Annotated in this window: 13 protein-coding genes, 1 pseudogene and 1 CRISPR repeat array; of the genes and pseudogenes, 12 read left to right on the forward strand and 2 right to left on the reverse strand. The window is 37.5% G+C overall.

What is annotated here, in order from left to right:
- Window positions 1-271: 271 nt before the first annotated feature.
- The 6 genes from cas9 to SCSH_RS06440 all read left to right on the forward strand — a co-directional run bounded on the left by cas9 (window position 272) and on the right by SCSH_RS06440 (window position 6857).
- Window positions 272-4309 carry a type II CRISPR RNA-guided endonuclease Cas9 gene (gene cas9 / locus SCSH_RS06415; protein WP_057491067.1) on the forward strand — a complete coding sequence of 1346 codons (4038 nt, stop codon included), beginning with the start codon at window positions 272-274 and terminating at the stop codon, window positions 4307-4309.
- On the forward strand, window positions 4309-5178 hold the full coding sequence (gene cas1 / locus SCSH_RS06420) for a type II CRISPR-associated endonuclease Cas1 (RefSeq protein ID WP_057491068.1): 870 nt from the start codon (window positions 4309-4311) through the stop codon (window positions 5176-5178). The genes cas9 and cas1 overlap by 1 nt, the downstream gene beginning before the upstream one ends.
- The gene (gene cas2 / locus SCSH_RS06425) at window positions 5175-5519 is read left to right on the forward strand and encodes a CRISPR-associated endonuclease Cas2 (RefSeq protein WP_057491069.1); all 345 of its coding nucleotides are present in this window, start codon (window positions 5175-5177) and stop codon (window positions 5517-5519) included. Before cas1 ends, cas2 begins: the two co-directional genes overlap by 4 nt.
- A complete protein-coding gene (gene csn2, locus SCSH_RS06430) occupies window positions 5509-6171 on the forward strand; it encodes a type II-A CRISPR-associated protein Csn2 (protein WP_057491070.1) in 663 nt (220 codons plus the stop codon). The genes cas2 and csn2 overlap by 11 nt, the downstream gene beginning before the upstream one ends.
- A 100-nt stretch (window positions 6172-6271) precedes the next feature.
- Window positions 6272-6463, forward strand: a complete 192-nt coding sequence (locus SCSH_RS06435; protein WP_057491071.1) for a type II toxin-antitoxin system HicA family toxin — start codon at window positions 6272-6274, stop codon at window positions 6461-6463.
- 16 nt (window positions 6464-6479) lie between these two features.
- On the forward strand, window positions 6480-6857 hold the full coding sequence (locus SCSH_RS06440) for a type II toxin-antitoxin system HicB family antitoxin (protein WP_057491072.1): 378 nt from the start codon (window positions 6480-6482) through the stop codon (window positions 6855-6857).
- Between the two features lie 153 nt (window positions 6858-7010).
- Window positions 7011-8433: direct repeats of the CRISPR family, unit length 36 nt; unit sequence GTTTTAGAGCTGTGTTGTTTCGAATGGTTCCAAAAC.
- 168 nt (window positions 8434-8601) lie between these two features.
- Here the strand turns inward: SCSH_RS06440 and SCSH_RS06445 are convergent.
- On the reverse strand, window positions 8602-9495 hold the full coding sequence (locus SCSH_RS06445; RefSeq protein WP_057491073.1) for an XRE family transcriptional regulator: 894 nt from the start codon (window positions 9493-9495) through the stop codon (window positions 8602-8604).
- 333 nt (window positions 9496-9828) lie between these two features.
- On the opposite strand from SCSH_RS06445, the pseudogene SCSH_RS06450 reads away from it, so the two are divergent.
- The 5 genes and pseudogenes from SCSH_RS06450 (at window position 9829) to SCSH_RS06470 (ending at window position 15492) form a co-directional block, all read left to right on the forward strand.
- A pseudogene (locus SCSH_RS06450) lies at window positions 9829-10093 on the forward strand (helix-turn-helix transcriptional regulator).
- A gap of 185 nt (window positions 10094-10278) precedes the next feature.
- Window positions 10279-12033, forward strand: coding sequence for a GbpC/Spa domain-containing protein (locus SCSH_RS06455; RefSeq protein ID WP_057491075.1), 1755 nt, complete (start codon window positions 10279-10281; stop codon window positions 12031-12033).
- Between the two features lie 198 nt (window positions 12034-12231).
- Window positions 12232-14061, forward strand: a complete 1830-nt coding sequence (lepA, locus tag SCSH_RS06460) for a translation elongation factor 4 (RefSeq protein ID WP_057491076.1) — start codon at window positions 12232-12234, stop codon at window positions 14059-14061.
- Between the two features lie 254 nt (window positions 14062-14315).
- Window positions 14316-14792, forward strand: a complete 477-nt coding sequence (locus SCSH_RS06465; RefSeq protein ID WP_057491077.1) for a GNAT family N-acetyltransferase — start codon at window positions 14316-14318, stop codon at window positions 14790-14792.
- An 82-nt stretch (window positions 14793-14874) separates the two neighbouring features.
- Window positions 14875-15492 carry a DUF6287 domain-containing protein gene (locus SCSH_RS06470; RefSeq protein WP_057491078.1) on the forward strand — a complete coding sequence of 206 codons (618 nt, stop codon included), beginning with the start codon at window positions 14875-14877 and terminating at the stop codon, window positions 15490-15492.
- Window positions 15493-15623: 131 nt separating this feature from the next.
- Here SCSH_RS06470 and SCSH_RS06475 read toward each other — a convergent pair whose 3' ends face one another.
- Window positions 15624-16250, reverse strand: a complete 627-nt coding sequence (locus SCSH_RS06475) for a Pr6Pr family membrane protein (RefSeq protein WP_057491079.1) — start codon at window positions 16248-16250, stop codon at window positions 15624-15626.
- Window positions 16251-16367: 117 nt separating this feature from the next.
- On the opposite strand from SCSH_RS06475, the gene SCSH_RS06480 reads away from it, so the two are divergent.
- Window positions 16368-17540 carry an Mbeg1-like protein gene (locus SCSH_RS06480; RefSeq protein ID WP_057491080.1) on the forward strand — a complete coding sequence of 391 codons (1173 nt, stop codon included), beginning with the start codon at window positions 16368-16370 and terminating at the stop codon, window positions 17538-17540.
- Window positions 17541-17641: the final 101 nt, after the last annotated feature.

Below are 17641 nucleotides of genomic sequence, written 5' to 3' on the forward strand. Positions count from 1 at the left end.
GGTATAATAGAAACGCTTACAAAAACAAAGAGGAGATATTTATGACTAATGGCAAAATCTTAGGCTTAGACATTGGTATCGCATCAGTAGAAAGTGAATTATAAAATAAAAAAAGCACCCGAATCGGGTGCCACTTTTTCAAGTTGATTACGGACTGGATTAAAAAATCACTGCCTTATTTTAACTTGCTGTGTTGTTTCGAATGATTCCAACACCTTTATTTTACAATTTTTAATTTATTTTGGCAAGACATTTTTAAAAGGAGAAATTTATGACAAAACCTTACTCTATTGGACTTGATATTGGAACAAATTCTGTCGGCTGGGCTGTTATAACAGATGATTACAAGGTTCCTGCCAAGAAGATGAAAGTTTTGGGAAATACAGATAAAAACTATATCAAGAAAAATTTACTTGGAGTTTTATTATTTGATAGCGGCAATACTGCTGAGGACAGACGTCTGAAACGCACAGCTCGGCGCCGCTATACCCGCCGCAGAAATCGTCTTTTATATTTGCAAGATATTTTTTCGGAAGAGATGAGTAAAGTGGATGAGAGTTTCTTTCGTCGGTTAGAAGATTCTTTCTATGTTCCTGAAGATAAAAGAGATGCAAAACATCCAATTTTTGGAACACTTGACGAAGAGAAGGCTTATCACAAGCAGTTTCCGACTATTTATCATTTGAGAAAACATCTAGCGGATTCTTCAGAAAAAGCAGATTTACGTCTGGTTTATTTGGCTCTAGCTCATATCATAAAATATCGTGGACATTTTTTGATTGAAGGGGAATTTGATACACAGAATAATGATGTACAAGGATTATTTGATGAATTTTTAGTAGTCTATGATAATACTTTTGAAAATAGCTCGCTTCATGTGCAAGATGTTCAAGCTGAGGAAATCCTGACTGATAAAATTAGCAAATCTGCTAAGAAAGATAGGGTTTTAAAACTTTTTCCTAATGAAAAATCTAATGGCCGTTTTGCAGAATTTTTGAAGTTAATTGTTGGCAATCAAGCTGATTTTAAAAAGCATTTTGAATTAGAAGAAAAAGCACCGCTTCAATTTTCTAAAGATAGTTACGAAGAAGACTTAGAAGGGTTATTAACTCAAATTGGAGATGATTACGCAGAGCTCTTCTTATCAGCAAAGAAATTATATGACAGTATTCTTCTGTCAGGAATTTTAACAGCTACTGATGTCAGTACGAAAGCGCCACTGTCTGCTTCAATGATCAAACGATATAAGGAACATCAAACTGATTTAGCTGAGTTTAAGAAATTTATCCGTCAGAATTTACCAGATAAATATAACGAAGTTTTTTCTGATACTTCAAAAAACGGTTATGCAGGTTATATTGATGGAAAAACCAGTCAAGAAGATTTTTACAAATATTTGAAAAAATTATTGGCAAAGGTAGCTGGTAGTGCAGATTTCCTCGATAAAGTAGAGCGTGAGGATTTTCTGAGAAAACAACGCACCTTTGATAATGGTTCCATTCCGCATCAGATTCATCTTCAAGAGATGCATGCCATCATTCGCAAACAGGCTAAATTCTATCCGTTTCTAGCAGAAAATCAGGATAAGATTGAGAAAATATTGACTTTCCGTATTCCTTACTATGTCGGTCCCTTAGCGCGAGGAAATGGTGATTTTGCTTGGCTAAGCCGGAAATCAAATGAAAAAATTACACCTTGGAATTTTGATGATATTGTTGATAAGGAATCTTCTGCTGAAGCATTTATCAATCGCATGACCAATCATGATTTATATTTGCCAGATCAAAAAGTTCTTCCTAAGCACAGTTTATTATATGAGAAATTTACTGTTTACAATGAATTAACAAAGGTCAAATATAAGACAGAGCAAGGAAAAACATCGTTTTTTGATGCTAATATGAAACAAGAAATCTTTGATGGTGTATTTAAGGTTTATCAAAAAGTCACTAAAGATAAATTGATGAATTTCCTTGAAAAAGAATTTGATGAGTTCCGTATTGTTGATTTAACAGGTCTGGATAAAGAAAATAAAGCATTTAATGCCTCTTATGGAACTTATCATGACTTGCGTAAAATTTTAGGTAAGGATTTTCTCGATAATCCGAATAATGAAAAGATTTTAGAAGATATTGTACTGACCTTAACGCTATTTGAAGATAGAGAAATGATTCGGAAACGTCTAGAAAATTACAGTGATTTACTGACCAAAGAACAAGTAAAAAAACTGGAAAGACGTCATTATACTGGATGGGGACGTCTTTCAGCCAAGTTAATCCATGGTATTCGCAATAAAGAAAACAGAAAAACAATTCTTGATTATCTCATTGATGATGGCAATAGCAATCGTAATTTTATGCAGCTGATTAACGACGATGCTCTTTCTTTCAAAGAAGAAATTGCTAAGGCACAGGTTATCGGAGATGGAGATAATCTAAATCAAGCTGTTAGTGATATTGCTGGCAGCCCAGCGATTAAAAAGGGGATTTTACAAAGTATTAAAATTGTTGATGAATTGGTCAAAGTAATGGGGCACAACCCTGAAAATATTGTGGTTGAAATGGCGCGTGAAAATCAATTTACGAATTATGGTAGACGTAACTCACAACAGCGCTTAAAAGGCTTAACAGATTCTATTAAAGAATTAGGAAGTCAAATTCTTAAAGAACATCCAGTTGATAACTCACAGTTACAAAATGATAGATTGTTCCTGTATTATTTACAAAATGGTAGAGATATGTACACTGGGGAAGAATTGGATCTTGATTATCTGAGTCAATATGATATCGACCATATTATTCCGCAATCTTTTATTAAAGATGATTCTCTTGACAATAAAGTTTTAGTCTCATCAGCTAAAAACCGTGGGAAGTCTGATAATGTCCCAAGTGAAGAGGTTGTTAAAAAGATGAAAAGTTTCTGGAATAAACTGCTAAAAGCTAAACTCATCACACAACGTAAATTCGATAATTTAACCAAGGCAGAACGAGGTGGCTTAACTGATGATGATAAAGCTGGTTTTATTAAGCGTCAGTTGGTTGAGACGAGACAAATTACCAAACATGTAGCACGTATCCTTGATGAACGTTTCAATACAAAATTAGATGAAAATAATAAGAAAATTCGTCAAGTAAAAATTGTGACTTTGAAATCAAATCTTGTTTCTAATTTCCGTAAAGAATTTGAACTCTATAAAGTGCGTGAAATTAATGATTACCATCATGCGCATGATGCTTATTTAAATGCAATTGTAGGAAAAGCTTTACTAGGTGTTTATCCACAGTTAGAGCCTGAATTTGTCTATGGTGAATATCCTCATTTTCATGGACATAAAGAAAATAAAGCAACTGCTAAGAAATTTTTCTATTCAAATATTATGAATTTCTTTAAAAAAGATGATGTCCGTACCGATGAAAATGGTGAGATTATTTGGAAAAAAGATGAGCATATTTCTAATATCAAAAAAGTGCTTTCCTACCCGCAAGTTAATATTGTGAAAAAAGTAGAAGAGCAGACAGGAGGATTTTCAAAAGAATCTATTTTACAAAAAGGTAATTCTGATAAGCTTATTCCTCGAAAGACAAAGAAATTTTATTGGGATACAAAGAAATATGGTGGATTTGACAGCCCAATTGTTGCCTATTCCGTTTTAGTTATTGCTGATATTGAAAAAGGTAAATCCAAGAAGTTGAAAACAGTCAAGAACTTGGTTGGTATAACTATTATGGAAAAGGTAACTTTTGAAAAAAATCCAGTTGCTTTTCTTGAACGTAAAGGCTATCGAAATATTCAAGAAGAAAATATTATCAAGTTACCGAAATATAGTTTGTTTGAACTGGAAAATGGGCGGAGAAGGTTGCTAGCAAGTGCTAGAGAACTACAAAAAGGAAATGAAATCGTTTTGCCATATCACTTAGGAGTGTTACTTTATCATGCTAAAAATATCCATAAAATTGATGAGCTAGAACACTTAAATCATGTTGAAAAACATAGAGATGAATTTAAAGAATTGTTAGATATTGTATCAAACTTTTCTAAGAAGTATACTTTGGCAGAAGGAAATTTAGGAAAGGTAGAGGAATTATATGCACAAAATAGTAGTAAAGATATTAATGAGCTGGCAAGTTCATTTATCAACTTATTAACATTTACTGCTATCGGAGCACCAGCTGCTTTTAAATTTTTTGATAGCAATATTGATCGAAAACGTTATACATCAACTGCTGAAATTCTCAAGGCCACCCTCATTCACCAATCTATTACTGGTCTTTACGAAACGCGAATTAACCTTAGTAAATTAGGAGGCGACTGATGGCAGGATGGAGAACAGTAGTTGTCAATACGCATTCTAAGTTGTCTTATAAGAACAACCACTTGATTTTCAAAGATGCTTATCAGACAGAGATGATTCATCTGTCTGAAATTGACATCTTATTACTTGAGACAACGGATATTGTTTTATCAACTATGCTGGTAAAACGTTTAGTTGATGAGAATATTTTAATAATCTTTTGTGATGATAAACGTCTGCCAACAGCCATGCTCATGCCATACTATGCGCGTCACAACTCTAGTTTGCAGCTGAGTCATCAGATTTCTTGGACAGAAGAGGTGAAATGTGATGTTTGGACAACAATCATTGCTCAAAAGATTTTAAACCAATCTTGTTATTTGGGAGAATGCTCTTATTTTGAAAAATCTCAGTCTATCATGGACTTGTATCATGATCTAGAGCCGTTTGATCCTAGCAATCGGGAGGGGCATTCTGCGCGAATTTACTTTAATACCTTATTTGGAAATGATTTTTCTAGGGAACAAGATAATGATATCAATGCAGGTCTGGACTATGGTTATACCTTGCTTTTAAGTATGTTTGCGCGTGAAGTTGTGGTGTGCGGCTGCATGACACAATTTGGTCTTAAACATGCTAACCAATTTAATCAGTTTAACTTTGCCAGTGATATTATGGAGCCTTTTCGCCCGATTGTTGACCGCATTGTTTATGAAAATCGAAACAGTTCTTTTGTCAAAATAAAACGCGAATTGTTTAGCATGTTTTCAGATACCTATCTTTATAACAATAAGGAGATGTATTTGACAAATATTGTCAGCGATTATACTAAAAAGGTGATTAAGGCGCTGAATAATGATGGAAAAGGGGTTCCTGAGTTTAGGATATGAGTTACCGATATATGCGAATGATTTTAATGTTTGATATGCCGACAGATACTGCTGAGGAGCGCAAAGCTTATCGTAAATTTCGGAAGTTTTTACTGAGCGAAGGTTTCATCATGCATCAGTTTTCCGTTTACAGCAAGCTACTTTTAAATAACTCTGCTAATACAGCCATGATTAGCCGTCTGAAAGAGAATAATCCTAAAAAGGGCAGTATTACCTTACTGACTGTGACTGAAAAGCAGTTTGCTCGTATGATTTATCTCAACGGTGAGCGCGACACCAGCGTTGCCAATTCAGATTCACGTCTGGTATTTTTAGGGGAGGCATTTTCGGATGAAACTTAATTTTCCGATATTAGATGAACCAATTGAGCTTGAAAAATCAACGATTTTAGTCATAGAAGATGTGCAGGTTTTCGCTCAGTTGGTGAAAAATTTTTATCAATATGAAGAGGACAGTGAACTTAAATTATTTGATGATAAATTGAAGAGTTTAAAAGTATCTGAGCTGATGCTAGTGACAGATATTTTAGGCTATGATGTCAATGCACCATCGCTTTTGAAGTTAGTTCACGCTGATTTAGAAAGTCAGTTTAATGAGAAACCAGAAGTGAAGTCTATGCTTGATAAGCTTGCTAACACTATTACAGAGCTGATTGCTTATGAATGTTTAGAAAACGAATTGGATTTGGAATATGATGAGATTACTATTTTAGAATTGATAAAGGCTTTAGGTGTTAAAATTGAAACACAAAGCGATACCATCTTTGAAAAAATGTTTGAAATCCTTCAAATTTATAAGTATTTGAGTAAAAAGAAAATTCTGGTTTTTCTTAATTCCTTATCCTATTTTCAGAAAGAAGAAATAGCCCAAATTCTGGAATATATTCACTTATCTAATATGACTGTTCTGTTTCTTGAACCGCATCAAATTGATGGATTTTCTCAATATATTTTAGACAGGGATTATTTCTTAATCACAAAAAACGGCAACTAAATACGAATAATGATAAGACAGTTCCTAAATGAGGACTGTCTTTTACTATTAATTGACAAATACGTATAATGCGTATAAAATAAGAAATGAGGTTATCGGTTTGCCCTTAACTGGAAAAAAGTTGGCCAAACTGGCTGTAAAAAATGGATGGAAAGAAGTTAGAGTGAAAGGAAGCCATCATCATTTTAAGAAAGATGGCCTGCCTTATATTGTGACAATTCCGATTCATGGAAATCAATCGGTTAAAGCTGGCCTTGAAAAGAAAATTTTAAAGGATCTAGGGTTGCTATGATAGAGGAGGAATTCTTATGTTGAAAACATATCCAGCAATTTTTCATAAGGAAGAAGAAGGGTACTGGGTTGAATTTCCTGAATTTGGCGGAGGTACGCAAGGGAAAGACTTGGAAGAAGCCATGAAACATGCGCGTCAAATGTTAGAGAGTGTACTGGCATCTTATCTGGATGAGGGAATGCAACTGCCTGCTCCAAGCGATATTCGTAAACTATCTGCAGAGGATGGTTTTGTTAGCCTGATTCAGGCTGATCCCAGTCCCTACCTTAGAAATACTAAAGCTATCCGAAAGAATGTAACGGTTCCTGAATGGCTGGTGCGATTGGCAGATCGCAATCAAGTGAATTATTCCGAAGTGCTGACTAAGGCTTTAGAAAAGAAGCTACAATTGTGAATTAATTGAAAGTGCTAGAAAGATTGATTTCTAGCGCTTTTTGAGGTATAATATAGATAATTAAATGTTTAAAAAGGAATCATTTTGAAGCTGAAATCTGGCTGAGATGAATGGCGCGATTACGAAATTTCGAGACGAAAATTGGTCCACGAGGTTTTAGAGCTGTGTTGTTTCGAATGGTTCCAAAACATGAGATTTACAGATCCTGATAGTGGTAAAGTTTTAGAGCTGTGTTGTTTCGAATGGTTCCAAAACAAATGATAAACCATTCAATCGCTATCGCCGGTTTTAGAGCTGTGTTGTTTCGAATGGTTCCAAAACGAAGTAAATATCATCTAAAGCAGTAGGATTGTTTTAGAGCTGTGTTGTTTCGAATGGTTCCAAAACTTTAGCAGAAGTTCTAAGCGTTGGCTCCCTGTTTTAGAGCTGTGTTGTTTCGAATGGTTCCAAAACCAGCTCTTGCTGTGCTTGCTCCGGTTGCTAGTTTTAGAGCTGTGTTGTTTCGAATGGTTCCAAAACCAGTGCCTGTTGCAGCGAGCACAGATGAAAGTTTTAGAGCTGTGTTGTTTCGAATGGTTCCAAAACAGCTTGTTCTTTACCAGCTTGCAAGTCGAAGTTTTAGAGCTGTGTTGTTTCGAATGGTTCCAAAACTTAATACTATGTCTAGATTACAACGTGAAAGTTTTAGAGCTGTGTTGTTTCGAATGGTTCCAAAACATGGCAAGAGTTTATGCTTTCGCAATGTTTGTTTTAGAGCTGTGTTGTTTCGAATGGTTCCAAAACGCTTGACCAAGGCTTGCCGTTCTCGTCCAAGTTTTAGAGCTGTGTTGTTTCGAATGGTTCCAAAACCATCGGTGTTAATGAGATTGCAAGCAGAAAAGTTTTAGAGCTGTGTTGTTTCGAATGGTTCCAAAACTTTAAAATTATACAGAGGAAAAAAGCTGGAGTTTTAGAGCTGTGTTGTTTCGAATGGTTCCAAAACAGGATCTCCCGGATATATTCCGCCGCTTCCGTTTTAGAGCTGTGTTGTTTCGAATGGTTCCAAAACGACGGCGCTCAGCGGGGCGAGCAAGGCGCAGTTTTAGAGCTGTGTTGTTTCGAATGGTTCCAAAACTTTGGTGTATAGCACGTTTTCAAATGCTGTGTTTTAGAGCTGTGTTGTTTCGAATGGTTCCAAAACACTAATGCTTAATTCCCTTTACGGTAAATTGTTTTAGAGCTGTGTTGTTTCGAATGGTTCCAAAACCCTCGACATATAATTTGTGAATTGTGAATTGTTTTAGAGCTGTGTTGTTTCGAATGGTTCCAAAACTCTAAGCGTTAATAAATACAGTCATAAAGTGTTTTAGAGCTGTGTTGTTTCGAATGGTTCCAAAACCAGCCATTTGATCGTCCGATTGATATTATAGTTTTAGAGCTGTGTTGTTTCGAATGGTTCCAAAACTTCTAATCTAGATTTAATAAAACCGGGAATGTTTTAGAGCTGTGTTGTTTCGAATGATTCCAAAACCTTAGATGTATACACTAAGCTTATTGAATTGTTTTAGAGCTGTGTTGTTTCGAATGGTTGCTGCAGTTAAATTACGAACTAGTTTGAAATTGATTTATCTGTTTGTGTTTTTTAAGTTAAGTTTGTAGTGGGCGAAAGAGATAAAGGTGACGGGGAACTGAGGATCCTTTTTTTGTTAGTAAAAAAGCTGCAGTGAAATCGCTGCAGCTTGAGTTATTTTGAGTCTTGGTTTGCTTAAGTAATAACAGTGCCGATGATTTTAATATCATCATCTTCTTGCAGGATGATATCATCGTAGCGGGAGTTGAGCGAAATCAATCTGATTTCTTGCTCTTTTTTGTATAATTTTTTAAGGTAGGCTTTATTGTTCACGATGACAATGATAAACTGACCATGATAAATTTCGGGAGTTTTCTTGACAAAAATGACATCACCGTTATAAAACAAGGGTTCCATACTGTTGCCACTTACTTTAAGAGCAATATCATGCTTGGGAATAGGCGCCGGATATTGGATGGTCTCTTGCTTTTCATGATCAACCCAAATGCCAGTACCAGCCGATACTTCGCCGTAAAGTACAATTGTCTCGTAACGGTTCCCTAAGGCTTGATAGAGGTTCTTGGCCTTTTTAATGCTGTCTAAATAGACATTATCTTGATTTTTAATTTCATTAGCAATAAACTTATCAACAATTTTTTGATATTCAGCGCCGCCGACCTCTTCTGACATTTTTCTGTCCGCCAAGTGTTTTTTGGCAGTTAGTTTTGTGGCTTGCTTTTGTTCGGACAGCTGCTGTTGGCTGAAATCTAAGACTTTCAGCTGTCTTTTATGGTTTAGCTGCCGAGCAGTATAGGTAATTTTTTCAAGCACGGAAGAAGTAGATTTTTTTGAAAATCGAGGATCAATATCAGATTTTTTCAATCCAAAATAATCAGCAATCTTTTGGATGTTCCCAGCCTTTGGCAGCGTCCTTCCTTTGACATATTCGTTGAAACTACTTTTGGGAATATTAAGAATAGATGCTAATTGGGATTGTTTCATGCCGCTCTCTTCCAGCAGCCGTTGGATGTTGGAAGAAATCACTTTCAGGTCTTCCAAATCTTGTGGCGTTAATTTTCCGCGTCCCATGTTTCACCTTCTTTAGAAAAATACTATCTACATAATAATACCGCGTTCAATTGCAAAAGTAAATAAAAAAGGAGTAAATGCTTGACTTTCGTTTTAAAACGAACTATAATGTTTCTATTGAAAATAGTTTTCATGAGAGAACAGTTTTGGCAATGTAAAATCTTCACCTCACAATTCACAACTTCAAAATTTCAAAATCTTTGTTCCTGCCAAAACAACTGACTAGTTTCCCTTTTTCTAAGTCAGCTCTCTTTATGAAAGTCAAGAGTGTTTGCCAGGCACTGCTATTTTTGACCTTAGCCTCTACATGGAGTCTATGGGAATGTTAGTAAGATGAAAGGGGATGTAATTAGTGGAGAAGTTGACATTGCGAGCTCTCAGAGTGAACTATAGTTTAAGTCCTAAAGAGGTGGCTGATTGTCTAGGCATTCAACAAGAAACTCTGCTAAAGTATGAAGAAGATAGTTCTGATATCCCCATTCATCTGGCTAACGCTTTGGCTGATTATTATGATGTTAATCTAGATTCTGTTTTTTTAGGTCAAACGTCCGATTTAAAACAGAAATTCAAAGAAAGCAAGTTTAAGAACAATCTTTAAAATTCTAATTAGATTATTCGTGTTTTAAATTTAATTATTTTTTCATTTTAACAAGAAATCGCGGTTTAAAAATTTAGAAAAATTTAATTTATAAGTCAAAATTATTGAAAATATGTCTCATTTTGGTATAATGGGACATATATTTTTTTATTTATAAATTAAAATTAATATAAGGAAAAGTTTTTATGAAATCAAAAACCGCTAAGATTACTTTGTTAGGCGGCCTTACTTTGGCAGCATTTGGAACAACAAATGTATTAGCAGAAGAGGCAGCAGTCGATCAAACTCCTAGTACCGCTGCAAATGCAAATACTGCTCAAGCAGCACCTACAGCTTCTAATCAGCAAGTTCAGTCACCATCAGTAACGGTTACCAAAACTGAGACAGTTGGCGATACTACAGTGACAACATCACATGTTACTTCTAAAGAATTAGAAGAGGCTAAGGCAACGGCACATTATGTTGGCTTAAATGTTACTGAAACTTCTGCTAAGCAGCAGCCTTCTGTAGCGGCAGCAGATGCTGATAACAAAGCTCAGACTCAAACAATTAATCAGGCAGTTTCCGATTATAATAAAGCCAAGGAGCAGCATGCCAAGGATAAGGAGCAATATCAAGCTGATTTAGCAACATACAATACTAAAAAGGCTGAATATGATGCTAAAAAGAAAGCTTATGATGACTATCGTCAGCAAGTGGCTTCTGGTCGCAATGCGGGCAGGGTTGCAGTAGCACAAGGGCTTCTTTTTGAAAATGAATCTAATGCTACGGTAAGTATCCAAGGTGTTGACCGTTACATGAACAAGGATGCTCGGGCTGCTCATCAGACAGATGATATTTTACAGCAGTTTAACACAGACAAATATTCTGAGGATGATTTTTCTTCTGTTAATCCTTACGACCCTAAAGAAGATGTTTGGTTTAGAATGTCTGTCGGTGATACGGTAACAGTTACTTATGACAATATCCAAAATTCAAGATACAACGATAAAAAGATTCGTAAAGTTGTCACAACTTACACACTAAACCAATCAACTAGCAGTGAAAACACCGCCATTGTCGAGCTTTTTCATGATCCGACCAAGACGATTTTTATTGGTGCTCAGACTTCTAATCCTGGCAGAAATGACAAGATTAGTGTTACGATGCAGATCACTTTTTATGATGAAAATGACGAAGTCATTGATTTAAGTGATAATAGAGCCATTATGAGTCTGTCTTCGCTCAATCACTGGATAACTGAACACGGTGACCATGTCGAAAAAGTTGCCTTGGGAAATAATGACTTTATCCAAATTCCAGGTTCATCAGTAAACAAGTACGGCAATGAGATTTACTCTGCTAATGATAATCAGTATAAGAAAAATGGAGCAACTTTTGATGGTGACGGTGAGGACGGCTGGGATGCAGTCAATGCCGATGGCGCTCCTCGTGCTGCTACAGCCTATTATGGAGCTGGTGCCATGATTTATAAAGGTGAGCCTTTTACCTTTACTGCTGGCGGTAATGACCAGTACTTGCCAACTATTATTTGGTTTGCGACAAATTCGACCATTGCTGTTTCTGAAGATCCTGGTGAAGAACCTAAAAAACCGGAAGAACCGAAATTGGAAAGACCTTCAGTTGCTTGGCATAAAAACTTTATTGTGGAAGCACAGGGAATTCCTCCGGAAGTTCCAGAAGATCCAGAAGTGCCAATGCCACAGACACCAAAACCACCGACATCGCCAAGAGCGGATCGTCCAGCTAGTATGGTTTCGGTTAAATCAAGGGACTTTAGACTTGCCCGTAAAAATGAAACACGTGTCAGAGAACGCAGCTATCAGCCAATGCTTCCTCAAACAGGCGCTGACAGCCATAATTACTTAGCCGCTTTTGGTTTTGTTTCAGTAGCTTTTGCAACAGCTACTTTACTGGCAGCCAAAAAACGTGAAGAATAATGATATGATATAAAAACTGAGAAGACTTTCTTTCTCAGTTTTTTGTTTTGGTACTAAGCTTGAGTTTTCAAAAAAAGAAGGGGGTTAAGTATCAATCAGTTTTCCGGCTGTTCTTGTTTTCCTCCCAATAAATCTATGGTAAGGCCCCTTCTTTTTTGTTATAATAAAGCTACTGATTAATTTTGACAAGGATAAAAAATGGATATTAAAAATTTAAAAAAACGTCAGGAGAAAATTAGGAATTTCTCAATTATAGCTCATATTGATCATGGGAAATCCACTCTGGCGGATCGTATTTTAGAAAAAACGGAGACGGTTTCTAGCAGGGAAATGCAGGCTCAGCTGTTGGATAGTATGGACTTGGAGCGTGAGCGCGGTATTACCATTAAACTGAATGCTATTGAGCTTAATTACACGGCTAAAGACGGTGAGATTTACATTTTTCACCTGATTGACACACCGGGGCATGTGGACTTTACCTATGAGGTCTCCCGCTCTTTAGCTGCCTGTGAGGGAGCGATTTTGGTGGTAGACGCTGCCCAGGGAATTGAAGCTCAAACCTTGGCAAATGTTTACCTTGCTTTGGACAATGATCTGGAAATTTTACCAGTCATCAATAAAATTGATTTGCCAGCTGCGGATCCCGAGCGCGTGCGGGCTGAGATCGAAGATGTCATCGGTCTTGATGCTAGTGAAGCTGTTCTAGCATCTGCTAAGGCAGGAATTGGCATTGAAGATATTCTTGAACAGATTGTCGAAAAGGTTCCAGCTCCAGCCGGCGATGTCGAAGCTCCGCTTAAAGCGTTGATCTTTGATTCTGTTTATGATGCCTATCGCGGGGTTATCTTGCAGATCCGTGTCATGGATGGAATGGTTAAGCCAGGGGATAAAATCATGCTGATGAGCAATGGCAAGACCTTTGAGGTGACAGAAGTAGGTATCTTTACTCCTAAGGCGATTGGCCGTGATTTTCTGGCGACTGGAGATGTTGGTTATTTGGCAGCTTCTATCAAAACAGTAGCTGATACGCGTGTCGGTGATACTGTAACGCTGGCCAACCGTCCGGCTGCTGAGCCGCTCCATGGTTACAAGCAGATGAATCCCATGGTTTTTGCAGGAATTTACCCAATTGATTCCAGCAAATACAATGATTTACGTGAAGCTTTGGAAAAACTGCAGCTCAATGATGCCAGCCTGCAGTTTGAACCGGAAACTTCTCAGGCTTTGGGCTTTGGTTTCCGCTGTGGTTTCCTGGGGTTATTGCATATGGATGTAATTCAGGAGCGCTTGGAGCGTGAGTTTAACATTGATCTTATTATGACAGCGCCATCGGTTGTTTATCATGTCAATACGACTGACGGTGAAATGTTGGAAGTGTCCAATCCATCTGAATTTCCAGATCCGACTAAGGTTGATACGATTGAAGAACCTTACGTTAAAGCGCAGATTATGGTGCCGCAGGAATATGTCGGCAGCGTCATGGAATTGGCGCAGCGCAAGCGCGGTGATTTTGTGACCATGGACTATATTGACAATAACCGTGTCAATGTCATCTATCAGATACCGCTGGCTGAAATTGTTTTTGATTTCTTTGATAAATTAAAATCATCAACACGCGGCTATGCCAGCTTTGACTATGAAATTTCTGAATATCGGAAATCGCAGCTGGTTAAAATGGATATTCTGCTCAACGGGGACAAGGTTGATGCCCTCAGCTTTATTGTGCACAAGGAATTTGCCTATGAACGCGGCAAGCTGATTGTTGAGAAGCTCAAGAAAATTATTCCGCGCCAGCAATTCGAAGTGCCTGTTCAGGCAGCTATCGGTCAGAAAATTGTGGCTCGTTCAGACATCAAAGCCCTGCGCAAGAACGTTCTTGCTAAATGTTACGGCGGCGATGTTTCTCGGAAACGCAAACTTCTTGAAAAGCAAAAGGCTGGGAAAAAACGGATGAAGTCTATCGGTTCGGTTGAAGTACCGCAGGAAGCCTTCTTAAGCGTGCTTTCTATGGACGATGATGACAAGTAAGGCTAAGAAATCTTGCGAGTTAAGCTTAGTGTTTCTAATTTAAGAGATTCTTTGACAGAAGTAAGAGATAAGTTTAGAAGTTAAAGCTTTAAAACTGAATTTTCAAGCTGTCGGCTATCAAACTTACAATCAAATAGATTGAATCGTTGATTGTATTTTTAGCTAAGAGTGATAGCAGCCTGTTATGAGACTTGTCAGCAGAAGGTTAAAAGTTTGTTTGATAAAAGCAAGACAGTTAGAAAGGAAGGATTCATATGTCCATTAGATTGGCTCAAATAAAAGATATTCCAGCTATTGAAAAACTTTTGCGTCAGATATTTCAAGTTCATTCTCAAATGCGGCCGGATCTTTTTGGGGAAACTGATCAGGGAAGTAAGTATTCTGCAAAAGAGCTAGAAGAACTCCTGCAGGATGCTTCTAAGCCGATTTTTGTCTATGTTGATGATCAGGAACACATTTTAGCGCACATGTTTCTAGTGATAAAAGAAAAGGAAAGTTCTTCTATTTCAAAATCTGTGAAGACACTCTTTATTGATGATTTGTGTGTATCCGAAGAAGCTAGGGGGCAAAAGATTGGACAGGAGCTCTATGATTTTGCCTTGGAATATGCAAAAGAGCTTGGCTGCTATGATTTAACCCTTAATGTTTGGAATGATAACAAGCGGGCTCTGGCTTTTTATGAACGCCAGGGGATGAAGCCTCGTGAAACTAAAATGGAAAAAATTCTGTAAAAAATCATAAAAGACCTGTTTTTTTAAGGGAAAATTGTGTAAAATAAAGGGAAGAGTAAAATTTGAAATTGGAGGGCTGATTATGCCAAGACGTCGCGCTAGCCGCAGAAAATCCAGAAGAAAGACAGTATTTAGTATTTTATTATCAGGTCTGCTTCTTATTATTTTAGGTCTGGCTGTTTATTTTGTTTCTTCCTACCTTAAAAATTCAGACAAAGCAGCAGGCAGCAAGACACAAACACATGTTGTCAATCCTAAAAAAGATCCAGAAGAGAAAAAGGAGACTACAACGTCTTCACAAGCACCGGTATCTAGTTTTGATTTAGCAGCTATCGCAGCAGGAGACTACACTTCTGCAGCAGGTACTTGGACCAATGAACTTGGCGATAATCTGAAATTAAATGCAACAGGTCTTGAAAGTGCTGCTATTCGCAGTGTAACAGAATTTACATTGGCATCTGGTCAAGCAACAGGTGATGGTATTTATCAGGCGACCTTGACTTCAGCTGACGGAACGGTGGTTTACAATTTGCTGTTTGTCAAAGGCGGAACAACAATTCCTGCTGAACGCTTTACAGAAGGTCACAGCGATACATCAGATACTGCCCGTGATCGCCTTTATATCAGTTCAGAAACTTTATTTGGGGACGATAACTTCAGCAAGAGTGTCCTCTATAAATCTGATGAGCAAAATCAATAAAGAAAAAGCAGAACAGCCTTGTCTCTTGACATTTACTGTTCTGCTTTTTTTTACTGCTTGCTGATACTCTTTGGAAATCATATGTCCTTGACTTTGTCTGGCTCTATCCTAGTATTGTCTGTAGTTATTACCTAGTTTAATTTTGATTTAGGGCCAATAAAATACTTGATTAGGACCAAAATATAGCCGATAAGAAGATAGACAGCAGCAATGCCACAGGCATTTATCAGAACGGTTCTGGAGCCGTATTTGACGACATTAATAAAAAAGTAAGGGAAAGGATTGTCGGCAGCACCAGGAATGCTCCATTTTAGGATAAACCCGTTAAACAGTGCTAAAGCAAAGTAGATTAGAGGAAAGCAAGTCCAAAGCAAGGGATCAAACCAGCGATAAACTCTTGGTCTATCAATAATCAAAGTGTCAGCTATCATGCCCAAAGGTAGAACGTAGTGAACCAGAAAATTCCGAAGCGTATAGTAATCATAGGCTCTCACCTTAGGAGCTAGGATAAAATGGTAAACCATAAATGTCATGACGATAATCATAGTGACACCGCCTTTGAGGCGCAGCAGTTGAGAATTGTAGCTTTGATTTTTAATTTCTCTGATGATGAGATAAATCAGAAAGCTAAAGACCAAAACGTTTGAGAGGGTTGTGTAATACAATAGCATGCCCCAACCGGATTGTTTGATTTGAATACTAACACCAATGATACCAGCAAGGGCAATGAGAATTCTAAAAGTCAATGTTTTTGACATGACGAAACCTTTCTATAAGAATGCAAAACCTTTCTTATCATACCATATTTTCATTGACCTGTAAGCAAAAACTTTGTAGAATAAAAGTAAATAAAGACATCTTAAAGTAGGAGAACTGTGGCTAATTTTATTGATTATGTGAAAGCAAATGCTGGGCAGTCTTTTGAAGACCTGCCCTTAAATGAAGTAGATATAGCTTGCCTCAATGAGCTGGGCTATTTGCCCTTGGGAGAGTGGCTGCAGCAGCCACATTTAACGAGAGACAGCCTGTGCCTTAGAGATTTTCTGGATAAAGAAGCGCTGGTTCATTTTAAGAATGATTTTTTAGTGACTAAGGAGCGCTTAATACTGTTGGAAATCCTTCTTTCCAGTCAGCGCTTTGCAGACCTGTCTCTTAGTTATTATGCCAACGAAATCAGCCCAGAATTCGAACGGCAGTTTGCTGCTATGGTTCTCAGTCTGCCATCTCTTGAGCATACACAGGTCATTTTTCGCGGAACCGATGATAGTTTGATTGGTTGGCAGGAAGATTTTCGAATGACTTATATGCGTGAAATTCCTGCTCAGCGGATGGCCAGTCGCTATTTAGCGGACTTCCTTAAAGATTTTGATGGGCAGGTGGTCGTCTCTGGCCATTCTAAAGGCGGCAATCTGGCCGTTTATGCTAGCAGCCATCTGCTTAGTTCTCATCAGGAGAAGATTTCGGCAGTTTACATGTTTGATGCCCCTGGTCTTCACCCAAGTGTGCTGGCTTCTTTTGGTTATGGCAATATTCAGTCAAAAATTTTGGCCATCCGTCCTAAAGAGTCTATTGTTGGCGTCATGCTTACGACTGGAGTGGAGGCTAAAATTGTAGACAGTGTTTCCTTTGGTATCAATCAGCACAATGTCGCTAACTGGCAGCTTGATTTGTACCTAGGGCAGTTCATCGAGGTCAGCAAGGGAACAGACTTCAGTCTTGCCTTAGAGAAGACTTTTAAAACTTGGAATGAAGAGTTGTCCAGTCAGGAGCTGAAGATCTTTTTTGATACCTTTTTTAATCTTTTTATGGATAACGGTATTGACAGCCTCAATGATTTTTCAAGCCGAAATTGGGATATTCCGCAAAAATTAGGTCATGTTATGACGGATTATTTTCGAGACCTTGATGATGATAAACGCCGCCTTATGCGCAAGTCCCTGACCACCTTAGTCAGCCATTTTGCAGAACATTCTTTAGAGAATACGAAAGAAACCATCAGCAGCCAATTGCCGGATTTCCTAAAGCATTTCCAGTTGCCACTGAAGTAAAAGGAAATATGATAGAGATAAGCTGTCAAAGATAGCTTGCCTTTTAGCTCCTTTACACGTTTCAGAACATCAAATGAGTTTTACTACCCAATCTTTTTTGC

This window comes from Streptococcus orisasini (genome assembly GCF_001431045.1).
Taxonomy (GTDB): Bacteria; Bacillota; Bacilli; order Lactobacillales; family Streptococcaceae; genus Streptococcus; species Streptococcus orisasini.

Bases quoted from the DNA above. Each gene is read 5' to 3' on its own strand.
- cas9 (WP_057491067.1), top strand. From the start codon at position 272: ATGACAAAACCTTACTCTATTGGACTTGATATTGGAACAAATTCTGTC.
- cas1 (WP_057491068.1), top strand. From the start codon at position 4,309: ATGGCAGGATGGAGAACAGTAGTTGTCAATACGCATTCTAAGTTGTCT.
- cas2 (WP_057491069.1), top strand. From the start codon at position 5,175: ATGAGTTACCGATATATGCGAATGATTTTAATGTTTGATATGCCGACA.
- csn2 (WP_057491070.1), top strand. From the start codon at position 5,509: ATGAAACTTAATTTTCCGATATTAGATGAACCAATTGAGCTTGAAAAA.
- SCSH_RS06440 (WP_057491072.1), top strand. From the start codon at position 6,480: ATGTTGAAAACATATCCAGCAATTTTTCATAAGGAAGAAGAAGGGTAC.
- SCSH_RS06445 (WP_057491073.1), bottom strand. From the start codon at position 9,495: ATGGGACGCGGAAAATTAACGCCACAAGATTTGGAAGACCTGAAAGTG.
- SCSH_RS06455 (WP_057491075.1), top strand. From the start codon at position 10,279: ATGAAATCAAAAACCGCTAAGATTACTTTGTTAGGCGGCCTTACTTTG.
- lepA (WP_057491076.1), top strand. From the start codon at position 12,232: ATGGATATTAAAAATTTAAAAAAACGTCAGGAGAAAATTAGGAATTTC.
- SCSH_RS06465 (WP_057491077.1), top strand. From the start codon at position 14,316: ATGTCCATTAGATTGGCTCAAATAAAAGATATTCCAGCTATTGAAAAA.
- SCSH_RS06470 (WP_057491078.1), top strand. From the start codon at position 14,875: ATGCCAAGACGTCGCGCTAGCCGCAGAAAATCCAGAAGAAAGACAGTA.
- SCSH_RS06475 (WP_057491079.1), bottom strand. From the start codon at position 16,250: ATGTCAAAAACATTGACTTTTAGAATTCTCATTGCCCTTGCTGGTATC.